Genomic DNA, 11,712 nt, shown 5'->3' with positions numbered 1-11,712 from the left:
CAGTACGCGCCATCACTCCACACTACATATGACTACAACTCCCGACTCAGGACACTAGGCCAGCACGTCGGCGAGGGTGGTGGCGGCGCGGAGGGCGTCGGTGTAGCGGCCGTACAGGGCGGCGAAGCCGAAGCGGAGCACGTTGGGTGGGCGGAAGTCGCCGATCACGTCACGGGCGATCAGCGCCTCCATCACCGGCGAGGCATCCTCGCATGCCAGCGAAACCTGGCTGCCGCGTGAAGAATCCCTGGGCGTGACAACGGAAACGCGCGAGCCGACGAGCGAATCCACGCACTCGATGAAGAATCCGGTCAGCGCGAGGTTCTTGGCGCGCACATCAGCGATCGTCACGCCGTCCCACACGTCGAGCGCGGCGTCCAGCGCGAGCAGGGACAGGATGTCCGGTGTGCCACAACGACCACGTGCGATCTCCGGAGACGGCTCGAAGTCGGGGGTCATCGCGAACGGTACCCGGTGCCCGTTCCACCCGGCGAGCGGCTGATCGAACGAAGCCTGCAAACGTGTTGGAACGTAAAGGAAAGCAGGCGCGCCGGGGCCGCCGTTGAGGAACTTGTACGTGCAGCCCACCGCGAAGTCGACACCGTGCGCGTCGAGGTCCACGGGCAGAGCGCCGACGCTGTGGCACAGGTCCCACAACACCAACGCGCCCGCCGCGTGCACCGAAGCGGTGACGGCGGCGACGTCGTAAGCCCGGCCCGTGCGGTAGTCGACCTGGTTGGCCAGCACAACGGCGGTGTTCGCGTTGAGCTCCAACGAGTCCAGCGGAGCCGCGCGCACGGTCGCGCCGGTCAGCCGGGCCACCGAGGACGCGATGTAGCCGTCGGTGGGGAAGGTCGCGGAATCCACGACGATCTCGTTGCGCCCCTTGGACATCCGCAGCGCGGCAACCAACGCCTTGAACAGGTTCGCGCTCGTGGAGTCGCCGACCACGATCTGACCGGGAGCCGCGCCGACGAGGGGTGCGATGCGGTCGCCGACTCGTTCGGGGGCGGTCCACCAGCCCTCACCCCACGAGCGGATCAGCCTCCGGCCCCACTGGTTGCGGACGACGTCCTGCATCCGCTCAGCGACCGAAAGTGGCGGTGCGCCAAGAGAATTGCCGTCGAGGTAGACCACCGAGTCATCAAGGTCGAACAACTTCCGGCAGGAAGCGAGGGGATCGGCCGCATCGAGTTCGCGGGCGCGCTCGGCGAGGGAAGACATCAACACTCCCGTGAGGTCAGGCGAAGCAGGAAGTCAGACGTAGCTGCGGGCGGTCCACAGCTCGGGGAAAACCGCGCGCTGCGTGCGCTTCTCCAGCCACGCCACGCCCGCCGAGCCGCCGGTGCCGACCTTGGCGCCCATCGCGCGACGGGTGGCGAGGAGGTGGTCGTAGCGCCAGCGCGCGAACTCCTCGGCGATATCGGTCAGCACCTCGCCGAGCTGCTGCGTGTCGTGGTGGTCGGCGCGCGAGGAGTAGATCTCCGTCCACACCCGTTCCACGCCCGCATCCGCCTGGTAGACACGCGAGCGGTCGCGCTGCAGAACCTCGACCGGCACCGCGTATCCCCTGCGGGACAAGTACTCCAGCACGTCGTCGTACAAACTGGGCGACCGCAACGCGGACTCCAGTTCGGCCTCCACCGAGGGCACGGCGCGGTGCGGGACGATCATGGAAGCCGACTTCTCGCCGAGCAGGAACTCCATGTGCCGGTACATCGCCGACTGGAAGCCGGAGCCCTCGCCGAGGTTGCCGCGGAAGGCGTTGAACTCCTCCGGGGTCATCCTGGCGATGGAGCGCCACGCCGCGTTCACGCCCTGGAGGTGCAGCACGCTGCGGTGCAGGGTGCGCCGCGCGGAGTCGAGGTCGTCGGCGCGCAGCTCCTGCTGGGCCTGCTGCCACTCGAAGCAGAGCAGGCCGAAGTACAGCTCCATGATCTGCGTGATCACCAGGAACGACATCTCGCCCGGGTCGCTGGACCACCGCTGTTGCAGGGAGTGCAGCACCGAGGCGTGCACGTAGTCCTCGTAGGGGGTGGTGCCCGCGAAGTCCAGGTTGGGCTCTTGGGTCGTCTTCACCCGCATCATGGTGCTCCGCGAAACCTCGACGTGGAATGGACGGCGACGGTGAATGCGGGCCTTGTGCTTTCCAGCCGGAAACGGATCGCCAACTTAGGCTTACGGTCATGAACACGCCGCTGGACAAGGTCGACTGGGCCCTGCTCGACGCGCTCCAGGAGGACGCACGCCTGTCCTACAACGAGCTGTCCCGCCGCGTGCACGTGTCGGCGCCGACGGTGGCGCAGCGCGTGCGGCGGCTCGAAGCGGCCGGGGTGATCCAGGGCTACCACGCGCGCGTCGACCCGACGACGGCCGGACGGCCGGTGATCGCGTTGGTGCGGATGAAGTGCTACGGCGCGCGCTGCATCACGGTGCACCCGGAGTTGCTGGCGGACTGCCCCGAGGTCATGGAGGTCGTGCGCCTGACCGGCGACATCTGCTCGGTGGTGAAGGTCGCCGCGCCGACGATCCGCGCGCTGGAGCAGCTGCTCGAACGGCTGTCGCGCTACGGCGAGACCTCCAGCGCGATGGTGCTGTCCACCCCGATCGACTGGCGGCCGGTGGCCCCGCCCACGGAGTGACCGGCACTGCATAACAAGAACTCTTGCTAAACGAGTCTTTAGCAAGATACCTTGTTATGCATGCCCACCCAGAAGCACAGCAACATCCAGGACCCCAAGCAGCTCAGGGCGCTCGCCCACCCGCTGCGCTGGAAGATCATCGACCTGCTCACGGTGCACGGGCAGAGCACCGCGACCAAGTGCGCCGAGGCGCTCGGCGAGAGCGTGGCGAACTGCTCCTACCACCTGAACACGCTGGCCAAGTACGGCTACGTGGAGCAGGCCCCCGGCGGGCAGGGCCGGGAGAAGCCGTGGCGGATCGCCAGCACCGAGCAGTCCTGGGACGTCAACGGCGTCAACGCCGACCCGGAGAGCGCCGCGGCGGGCCAGGCTGCGACCGAGGCGTTCCTCGACTTCGAGGCGACGCGGATGAAGTCGGCACTCCGGCGCAGCCCGTCCGAACCCGAGGAATGGCGCAAGGCCAACGGTTTCTCGGCCACCTTGGCGTTCGTGACGCCCGAGGAGCTGAAGGAACTGCGCTCGGAGTTGCAGGCGCTGTTGCAGCGCTACAACGACCGTTTCGAGAACGCCGAGCTGCGCCCGGAAGGCCACCGCGCGGTGCGGCTGTTCCTCGCGAGCACGCTCGCGGACACCCCCGACAAGGAAGGCGACTAGAGTCGTGGATCCGTTACAGCTCTACCAGATGCACCAGTACCGAGCGGAAGAACTGCACGCTTACACGAAGAAGCGCGGCCTCATCGCACGGCTGCTGACAAGAAAGAACTCGTTGCGGGAGCAACAAGAAGCGGAGTCTCGGCGGCGGAGCCCCCGCACCTCGACGAGAACCGCGCCCGGATTCTTCGGGGTCTGAGGTGCAGGGCCGCACGGGTCGAGCGAAATGTCCTATGTGGACGAACGCTCAGCCATGACGCTGAGCGGCTCGTCGTCTCCCCTGCGGCTGCCGCGGCGCTCCTTGCGCAGTACGCGGTCCAAGCTCTTCGCCAGCATCGCGCAGGCCATCACGGCCGCTACGACGGCGACGACCGCCAACGTCAGGGTGAACACGTTCGACCACGCGATACTGTTGACCCACTCCTCCATCGCGACACCTCCTGCTGAGTAATGCTCCAGTTTAGGCGATTTTTCGCAGGAGGAGAACATCCGTTAACGCGGTTCAACCGGACAGTCGCCCAGGGACACCGGCATCTCCCTGGAGGACAACGGTTTCGTCATCATCCAGTAACCGCGCCGACACTTGTTGAAGTCCACAATGGACAGAATTGTCAGCGCTGCAACGTGGCCGACGGGGTCTCGCCGTAGCGCTGGCGGTAGGCGGCGGCGAAGCGGCCGGGATGCCAGAAACCCCATCGCGAGGCCACCTCCGTCACCGTGGTCACCGCGCTCGGGTCGGCGGCGCGCAGCTCGTCGTGCACCCGGCTCAGCCGGACCTCGCGCAGGTAAGCCATCGGCGTGGTGTCCAGGTGCCGGCGAAACCCGCCCTGCAGCGCGCGGACGCCGACACCGACGGCTTCGGCGAGGTCCTCCACCGTGAGCGGTTCGGCGGCGTGGCCCTCGATGAGGTCGATCGCGCGCCGCACCGTCTTCGGCATGGACGCGGCCTGGTCGGCGTGCAGCGCCTCGGAGAAGTTGGAGCGCTGCGCCAGCAGCAGGCCGGTGATCAGCGACTGCTCCAGGTGCTCGGCGACCAGCGGGGCGGGCGTCGCTCCGCGCTCCAGCTCGGCGCACGCCCACCGGATCTGCGCGAGCCAGGCGCGGGCCTGCGGCGTGCTCAGGTCCATGCCGAGGTCGAAGCGCAGCACCCCGCGCGGCGGCCTGCCGAGCAGCTGGTGCAGCCGGCTCTCCACGGCCTCGCGGTCGAGCCGGACCACCAGCTGCGGGGTGCCGCCGTCGAGCACCATGTCCACGTCGTCGGTCGGGCCGGGCACCGAGGCCCGGTCGGCACCCATCACGACCTCCTGGCGCGCGCTGCGGATCACCCCGCCACCCGATTGGGGGATCTGCACGGCGAAGAAGCCGTCGATGGCCTCGGCGCGGACCCGCACCCGCGCGCCGTAGTCGACGTAGTGCAGCGCCACCCGGCCCACCTGGGCGCCGTGCTGCCGGGCGTCCAGCCGTGCGCCCGGACCGATCAGCTCCACCCGGTGCGGGCAGAAGGACCGGGTGATCTGTTCGCGGAAAGCGTCCAGGTCACGGGTGCGGAGCAGGGCATGACCGTCGAGCGGGAGCCGGTGGGAAGCGCGGCGCGGTCCCGCAAGCGGACCTTCGGTCATCCCGGTGAACCTCCCCAAGTGAAATGTGCACTTCACTGCGCAAACTGTATCGAGGGTGCGTCGGGGGGCTTGGCGAGACCACGATCATCAGGTCATCGTGGTGGCAGCCCAGGGAATGAGGATTATGCGGGAGCTGGCCGGCAGGTCCGTTGTGGTGCTGGGCGGGTCCACCGGCGCCGGGGCGACCCCCATCGGCGCCGCCGTGCTGGAGGCCCTGCGCGAGGCCGGGGCGCGGGTGCTGCTCGGCGACACCCGGCCGGGTGACCGGGTCGGCCCCGGAGTGCGCTTCGCCCGCTGCGAGCTCACCGACGACGCCCAGGTCTCTGCCTGCCTGCGGCGCGCGGCCGACGAGCTGGGCGGACTGGACGCGGTGATCAACCTCGGCACGAGCCCCACCGGGCAGGGCGCTGAGCGCTTCCACTGGCTGGACTCCCTCAACTCCGGCGTCGTCAGCGCGGCGATCACCGCCCGCGCCGCCCACCAGCACCTGCGCGGAGCGGGCGGGGCGATCGTGAACCTGACCTCGGACGGCACGGTGCGGCGCGGCCGCTGGCTGGCCCCGGTCGGCAAGGCCGCGCTGGTCGAGCTGACCAGGAGCATCGCGGCGGACTTCGCCGAGGACGGCATCCGGGTCAACTCCGTCTCGCCCGCGTGGACCTGGTCGGAGGTGCTCGACCAGTTCACCGGCGAGGCCGCGGAGCCCGGTGGCGCGCCGTTCCACCCGCTCGGCCGGGTCGCCGATCCGGCCGAGGTCGCCGAGGTGGTGCTGTTCCTGTGCTCGCCGTCCTCGGCCTTCATCACCGGATCGGACTGGGCGGTCGCGGGCGGGTACACCTCGATCGGCGCCGTCAGCGGTACGGGTTCCTGACGTAGCTCGAACTCTGGCCGCCCGCGTTGCCGAAGTAGTCGCGGACCACGCGGGCCGGATCGGTGGCCAGCTCACCCCTGACCGGCTTGTCGTCGTGGTCGTCCCAGCCCCACGGCGCGTTCGCGGCGTTGTCCTTGCCGTCGTCCCCGGCGAAGGTCCCCCACGCGTGGAAGGTCTCCGGGTCCGCGCGGTGCGCCCACAGCCCACCGGCCTCGAAGATGTTGATCAGCTGGTAGCCCACCGAGCGGTCGTTGCCGCCGCTGGGCACCTCGCCCGCGCCGCGCGTCGGGTGGTAGACGATGCCGTCGCCGCCGGGGAAGTCCTTGCCGTTCCAGCGGTAGAGCCCGTGGCCCTTCGCCTCCTGGAAGGTCGACGCCCGCGCGATGCCGTCGTGCGTCGTGGTGAGCAGGGTGCCGTCGATGTTCTCGCCGCCGCTGGTGAACGGGCTGTCGACGGGCGTGTAGGAGTAGAAGTCGCGGTGCGCCACGGTCACCATCGCGCGCAGCGTCCCCCACTGACCACCCTTCTCCACGACGAGGAGGAGGCCTTCGAGGTCGTTCTCGTGCTCTTCGAGCGGATTCCAGTCGCTCCAGTCGCGCGGGTGGAAGAAGGCGTAGAGCAGATAGTGGAAGTTCGCGTTCTCGGTCACCGAGTAATAGGCGGCTCCGCGCAGGTTCTGCTTCTGCTTCGCCTGGTTCTCCCAGTTGTCCTTGCCCTTCCAGTTCCCGTCGAAGTCAATGGGCGACAGGTAGTCCGCACTCGCGTTCGAGGAATCGGTGTCCTGGTAGTGCACGGGGGCCCAGTGATAGGCCAGATCGGCATCGCTTACAGCAGCGGAGGCCGGGACGGGAACAAGACTCGCGACGAACGCGGCTACCAGAGCCAGGACGGTGCGCACGGGACCTCCGGGGCGGACGAAGATCGAGCAAGCCTGTCATCGCGAGGAGCGCGAGAACAGGTCCGAAGAGACGCAGCTCCCGGCGAGGACCCTCGCCGGGAGCTGCCCCCAGTACCGCCGGTCGTCAGCAGCCGGTGCTGCTGGTGATCGAGGTGTTGCCGAAGTACGCGATCGCCTTGCCGTTGAGCACCGCGCGTTGGACGGTGCCGTTGAGCTTCTGCTCGTAGTGCAGGTGGGGGCCGGTCGATCCGCCGGTGCTGCCGACCTTGCCGATGATCGTCCCGGTGCTCACGCTCGCGCCCAAGCCGACGCTGAAGGCGCTGAGGTGCGCGTACAGGGTCTGCCAGCCGCCGCCGTGGTCGACGACGATGTACTTGCCGTAGCTGGACCCGCCGAGGTCGCGGCGGGTGACGACCTTGCCGGCGGCGCTGGAGCGGACGTTCTTGCCCTGGGCGTCGCCGCGCTGGAAGTCCACCGACAGCTGCGGGTTGTGGTTGGTCCGGGTGTTGGCGTTCCACACCTGCCCGCAGTCGAACGGGGTGCGCAGGTTGGGGGCGGCCGTGGCCGGGGTGGCGAGGGCGAGCAGGGTGGCGGCGCTGGTGGCCAGCGCCGCGACCGCCGTTCTGACGGTAACGGTAGCCATCGTGAATCCTCACTTCTTCGGACATGCAGGGAGAGTCCTTCAGCGCAATGCCGCCGGTGACAGGGAATGGCGGGACGCGCTGATGCGAAGAAGCCTAGGATTCGGACATACAGGATCGATACAAAACCAGAACATCGTTCAGCTTTGTGTCACGAACTCATTCGTGAACGTGTCCTCCAGGACCACGGAAATGCGCGCGATCTCGGCGTCGAACTGCCGGAGGATGCCCGATACGGCCTCGGCCCCGTTGATGGGGATCGCGCCGTCCTGGGAAAAGGCGTCCTTGGCGTGCGCGATGGCCTGGACGTAGGTCTCGAAATCGCCGCCCGCGTACTCCGGCGGCATCTTCTCGGCGATCTCGGCGGCGGTGTGCTTGCGCATCCAGTCCAGCGTCCTGACGATCGCCCTGGTCAGCTTGCCCGCGACCGCAGGGTTGCCGCCGACCCAATCCGAGCCGGAGTAGAGCACCGTCGCCGGGTAGGTGGACACGCCGAACTCGGCGCGCACCCCGGCCGCGGTCCTGGTGTCGCTGAGCACGCGCACCCTGTCGACGCCGAAGCGCTTCTGCAGCAAGGAGAACGCGGGGTCGATCATGACGGCGGCGTCCACCTTGCCGGACTCCATCGCCTCGACGGCGCTCATGTCACCCCCTATGGCTTGCGCGACCGCGTCGTCGGCGTGCAGCCCGTTGCGCACGAGGAGGTACTTGAGCAGGAAGTCCGTCGAGGAGCCCGGCCCGGTGACGCCGACCTTTGCGCCCTTGAGATCGGCGATGGAGGTGATCCGCCTGGAGGTCTTCGGTGAGACCGCGAGCACCAGCGACGGGTAGCGCAGCATGTTCACGAACGCCTTGACCGGCTTGCGCTGGGCCTGCATCTGGATGGCGTGGTCGTAGAAGCCGCTGACCACGTCGACCTCTCCCGCCTGCAAGCCCTTCAGCGCCTTCGCGCCGGACTGGAACTCCTGGAGGCGCACGTCGAGGCCCTCATCGGCGTAGTAGCCGAGGCGTTGCGCGAGCGTGGTGGGCAGGTAGACCAGCAGCGGGAGCCCGCCGACCCCGATGCGGACCACCGGCGGCCCCTCGGGCTTCTTCTCGAAGCCACAGGCGCTGGTGGTGACCGCGAGCACGGCGACAACCGCCGCCGCGACCAGTCTGCGCAGCTTCACGAACACCCTCCCCCACGAGGAAAACGCCCCCCGACCCCTTCGCGATCAAGGAATGCACATGGAATCGTTTCCACACCGTGCACTGGATGTTAGGTCGGCGTGACACGTGCGACAACCCTGCCTCAACGGAATGACAGTGTTCTTCCTGGTTCTGTCCGGCTCCTGACCGTGATCCTGGTTGTTTCCCGCGACTTGGGGCGCCCATCTCAGGCGAGTGCGTGTTCGCGCACCGCGCCCATCTCGCGGAAGCCGAGCTCGCGGTACACCAGCTCGCCCGCCTCCGAGGCCTGGAGCACGGCCGCCCCGTACCCGGCGTTGGCGGCCTCGGCGAGAACGGCCGAGGTCAGCGCCGCAGCATAACCGCGCCTGCGGTGCTCCACGGCCGTGGCGATGTTGTAGATGCCCGCGACGCCCGCGCTCAGGAAGACCTCGGCGGTCGCGACCGGTTCGCCGTCGCGGTAGCCGACGAAGAACCTCGCCGGGCAGTCCGGCCGCAGCGCCCTCTCCGCGACCATCGCGTAGAACTCCGGCACGGTCGGCGACGGCGGTGTCCACAGTGGCGCGAGCACGGCGGCGAAGTCCGCGAGCTGCCCTTCGGTGCCGACCTTGACGATCTCCAGATCAGTCGGCCTCGTCTCGGCCAGCTCCGAAACCTGGAACCACATCGCGCTCTCCACCTCGGGGACGGGCGGGAACCCGGCCTCGGCCAGGCGCTCGGAGAGATCGGTCGGCAGCGAGTTCGGCCCGACCCACCAGGTGAACGGGCGGCCCTTCGGCAGCGACGCGACGACTTCGGCGATGCGCTCGTCCGCCGTCTCCTCGGGGAAGCGCGCGTTGATCACCATGTTGAACGTGTCGTCGGCGAGCCCGCTGTCGGCGACGAGCACGTCACCCGGCTCGTCCACCCGCGCGCCCGGCGTCCCCCGGAGCAGGTGCGCCGCGTGCTCGGCGTGGTTGCGCCCCAGGGCGTCGGCGAGGTCGGTCATGCTCCTATGGTGCCGCCGCGCGGAAGCGAATTCGCTGGCCAGGCCGCAACTGTGCCGCAAGGTGCAGGTCCTGCGGCTCCACCACACCGATCACGGGGTAACCGCCGGTCACCGGGTGGTCGGCCAGGAACAGGATCGGCTGGCCGGAGGGTGGGACCTGGAGCGCGCCGAGCACCATCGCCTCCGGTGGCAGCTCGCGCTCCGGCTCCCGCCTGCGCAGCACGGGTCCGCTGAGCCGCACGCCGATGCGGTTGCTGGACGGGCTGACCTCGTAGGCCTCTCCGCACAACGCTTCCAGCGCGTCGTCGGTGAACCAGTCCGCGCGCGGGCCGGGCAGCACGCGCAGCTCGGGCTCGGCCGGATACGGCGCCTGCGGGGCGAGGTCGACGGCCGGGTAGTCCTCTGTGGACACTCCGACCGGCAGAACCGCGCCTGCGGCAAGGGGTGCCGGGCCCAGCCCGGAGAGCAGGTCCGTCGCGCGCGAGCCGAGCACCGGCGGCACGTCGACGCCGCCACGCACCGCGAGGTAGCTGCGCAGCCCCGCGCTCGGCCGCCCGAGCTTGATCTCCTCGCCCGCGCGCACGTGAATCGGCGCGTACACGCCGGCGGCCCGCGCGCCCACCGTCACCGGGCACGGCGCTCCCGTCACCGCGACCAGCGCAGGCTCGGCGAAGCGCGCGACCAGGCCGCCGAAGGTGATCTCCACTCCCGCAAGGGTTTCCGGGTTGCCGACGAGGCGGTTGGCCAGCGCGAGGCTGCGCCGGTCGGCCGCGCCGGAGCGCCCGACACCGAGCTTGGCCAGGCCGGGCCGTCCCATGTCCTGCACGAGCGCCTGCGGGCCCGGGTCGACGATCGTGATCACCGGACCACCTCGAAGCGGACGGGGGTTCCGGGCACCAGCAGCGCGGGCGGGTCGCGGTCGACGTCCCACACCGCGAGGTCCGTGCTGCCCAGGATGTGCCAGCCGCCGGGCGAGGAGCGCGGGTAGACCCCGGCGTACTGGTCGGCCAGCGCGATCGATCCGGCGGGCACGCGCGTGCGCGGGGTTTCTCTGCGCGGCAACCACAACGCGCGGTCCAGACCGGTGAGGTAGCCGAAGCCGGGCGCGAAGCCGCAGAAGGCGACGGTGTAGCGGGCGCGGGCGTGCCGCTCGATGACCTCCGCCTCGGTCATCCCCGCGCGCGAAGCCACATCCGCGAGGTCTTCGCCGTCGTAGCGCACCGGGATGACGACCTCGCCGAGGTCATTTCCGTCCACAGTGGAATGTTCAAGCGCGGCAACGTGTTCGACGGCTTTGTCCATTGTGGTCAGTGCACGGTCGAAGCGCACCAACAGGGTTGTGGCGGCCGGGACGAGCTCGACCAGCCAGTTCGGTTCCTCAGCCCGCAGTGCCGCGTGCAGACCGAGGACCTCGTCGAGCCCGGACAGCTCGACCAGCGCGGCATCACGGCCGCAGCGATGGACCCGCATTCTCAGTCGACTCCAAAGGGCACAACGGAAACGCCAGCGGCGTCGAGCCCGGCGCGGACCCTCGTCGCGATCTCCACCGCTCCCGGCGTGTCACCGTGCACGCAGATCGAGCGCGCTTCGATCTTGAGCGGCGAGCCGTCGATCGCCGGGATCTCCTCCCCCGCCGCCATCCGGACGCAGCGCCGGACGATCTCATCAACGTCGTGCAGCACCGCCCCGGGCTCTCGCCGCGACACGAGCGTGCCTTCCGGCGTGTAGGCCCGATCGGCGAAAGCCTCTGCCACAGCGGGGATTCCGGCTTTCTCGGCCAGCTCCAGCAACCGCGAGCCCGGCAGGCACATCACCGGCAGCACAGGGTCGTAGGACCGGATCGCCGCGACGATCGCGCCTGCCTGCTTCTCGTCGCGCACGGCCGTGTTGTAGAGCGCGCCGTGCGGTTTGACATAGCGCACGCGATCACCGGCCGCTCGGGCGAACGTGTCGAGCGCACCGAGCTGGTAAAGCACCTCGTCGGCCAACTCCCCCGGCTCCACGTCCATCGCGCGCCTGCCGAAGCCCGCGAGGTCGCGGTAGCCGACGTGCGCGCCGATCGCCACGCCCCCGGCGACCGCGAGCGCGCACACCTCGCGCATGGTCGACGGGTCTCCGGCGTGGAAGCCGCAGGCAACGTTCGCGCTGCTCACGATGCCGAGCAGGGCTTCGTCATCGCCCATCGGCCACGGCCCGAAGCCCTCACCGAGGTCGCTGTTGAGGTCGATGATCATCGAG

14 protein-coding genes are annotated in these 11,712 nt (G+C 69.4%); 3 read left to right on the top strand and 11 right to left on the bottom strand.

Going from position 1 to position 11,712, the window contains the following annotated elements; genetic code table 11:
- Positions 1 to 54: 54 nt before the first annotated feature.
- Positions 55 to 1,224 (bottom strand): kynureninase, encoded by a 1,170-nt coding sequence (gene kynU, locus ABD798_RS00475; protein ID WP_344870389.1) that lies wholly within the window; start codon positions 1,222 to 1,224, stop codon positions 55 to 57.
- A 33-nt stretch (positions 1,225 to 1,257) separates the two neighbouring features.
- The gene (locus ABD798_RS00470; protein ID WP_344870388.1) at positions 1,258 to 2,079 is read right to left on the bottom strand and encodes a tryptophan 2,3-dioxygenase; all 822 of its coding nucleotides are present in this window, start codon (positions 2,077 to 2,079) and stop codon (positions 1,258 to 1,260) included.
- Positions 2,080 to 2,186: 107 nt separating this feature from the next.
- Between ABD798_RS00470 and ABD798_RS00465 the strand changes: the two genes are divergently transcribed.
- Both ABD798_RS00465 and ABD798_RS00460 read left to right on the top strand, forming a co-directional pair.
- The gene (locus tag ABD798_RS00465) at positions 2,187 to 2,642 is read left to right on the top strand and encodes an Lrp/AsnC family transcriptional regulator (RefSeq protein WP_344870387.1); all 456 of its coding nucleotides are present in this window, start codon (positions 2,187 to 2,189) and stop codon (positions 2,640 to 2,642) included.
- Positions 2,643 to 2,702: 60 nt separating this feature from the next.
- The gene (locus ABD798_RS00460) at positions 2,703 to 3,296 is read left to right on the top strand and encodes an ArsR/SmtB family transcription factor (protein WP_344870386.1); all 594 of its coding nucleotides are present in this window, start codon (positions 2,703 to 2,705) and stop codon (positions 3,294 to 3,296) included.
- A gap of 228 nt (positions 3,297 to 3,524) precedes the next feature.
- Here ABD798_RS00460 and ABD798_RS00455 read toward each other — a convergent pair whose 3' ends face one another.
- Entirely contained in the window at positions 3,525 to 3,722 is a 198-nt protein-coding gene (locus ABD798_RS00455) for a hypothetical protein (RefSeq protein WP_344870384.1), read from the bottom strand.
- A 182-nt stretch (positions 3,723 to 3,904) separates the two neighbouring features.
- Complete coding sequence (locus ABD798_RS00450) at positions 3,905 to 4,912, bottom strand: AraC family transcriptional regulator (protein ID WP_344870383.1); 1,008 nt, start codon at positions 4,910 to 4,912, stop codon at positions 3,905 to 3,907.
- A gap of 124 nt (positions 4,913 to 5,036) precedes the next feature.
- On the opposite strand from ABD798_RS00450, the gene ABD798_RS00445 reads away from it, so the two are divergent.
- Complete coding sequence (locus ABD798_RS00445) at positions 5,037 to 5,780, top strand: SDR family oxidoreductase (RefSeq protein ID WP_344870382.1); 744 nt, start codon at positions 5,037 to 5,039, stop codon at positions 5,778 to 5,780.
- Here ABD798_RS00445 and ABD798_RS00440 read toward each other — a convergent pair.
- The 7 genes from ABD798_RS00440 to ABD798_RS00410 all read right to left on the bottom strand — a co-directional run bounded on the left by ABD798_RS00440 (position 5,761) and on the right by ABD798_RS00410 (position 11,702).
- A complete protein-coding gene (locus ABD798_RS00440) occupies positions 5,761 to 6,678 on the bottom strand; it encodes a hypothetical protein (RefSeq protein ID WP_344870381.1) in 918 nt (305 codons plus the stop codon). The genes ABD798_RS00445 and ABD798_RS00440 overlap by 20 nt on opposite strands.
- Positions 6,679 to 6,802: 124 nt before the next feature.
- Entirely contained in the window at positions 6,803 to 7,321 is a 519-nt protein-coding gene (locus ABD798_RS00435) for a M23 family metallopeptidase (RefSeq protein ID WP_344870380.1), read from the bottom strand.
- Between the two features lie 138 nt (positions 7,322 to 7,459).
- Positions 7,460 to 8,488: an ABC transporter substrate-binding protein gene (locus ABD798_RS00430; protein WP_344870379.1), complete on the bottom strand. Its 1,029-nt coding sequence runs from the start codon at positions 8,486 to 8,488 to the stop codon at positions 7,460 to 7,462.
- Between the two features lie 206 nt (positions 8,489 to 8,694).
- On the bottom strand, positions 8,695 to 9,474 hold the full coding sequence (locus ABD798_RS00425; protein WP_344870378.1) for a GNAT family N-acetyltransferase: 780 nt from the start codon (positions 9,472 to 9,474) through the stop codon (positions 8,695 to 8,697).
- A gap of 4 nt (positions 9,475 to 9,478) precedes the next feature.
- Entirely contained in the window at positions 9,479 to 10,336 is an 858-nt protein-coding gene (locus ABD798_RS00420) for a 5-oxoprolinase subunit C family protein (RefSeq protein WP_344870377.1), read from the bottom strand.
- The gene (locus tag ABD798_RS00415; RefSeq protein WP_344870376.1) at positions 10,333 to 10,944 is read right to left on the bottom strand and encodes a 5-oxoprolinase subunit B family protein; all 612 of its coding nucleotides are present in this window, start codon (positions 10,942 to 10,944) and stop codon (positions 10,333 to 10,335) included. The genes ABD798_RS00420 and ABD798_RS00415 overlap by 4 nt, the downstream gene beginning before the upstream one ends.
- A 2-nt stretch (positions 10,945 to 10,946) precedes the next feature.
- On the bottom strand, positions 10,947 to 11,702 hold the full coding sequence (locus ABD798_RS00410; protein WP_425549148.1) for a LamB/YcsF family protein: 756 nt from the start codon (positions 11,700 to 11,702) through the stop codon (positions 10,947 to 10,949).
- Between the last annotated feature and the right edge of the window lie 10 nt (positions 11,703 to 11,712).

It is taken from the genome of Allokutzneria multivorans, from assembly GCF_039537405.1.
In the GTDB taxonomy this organism is placed as follows: Bacteria; Actinomycetota; Actinomycetes; order Mycobacteriales; family Pseudonocardiaceae; genus Allokutzneria; species Allokutzneria multivorans.
Note: the sequence above shows the minus strand (reverse complement) of the source record. Positions and strands in the feature narration are given on the sequence as shown.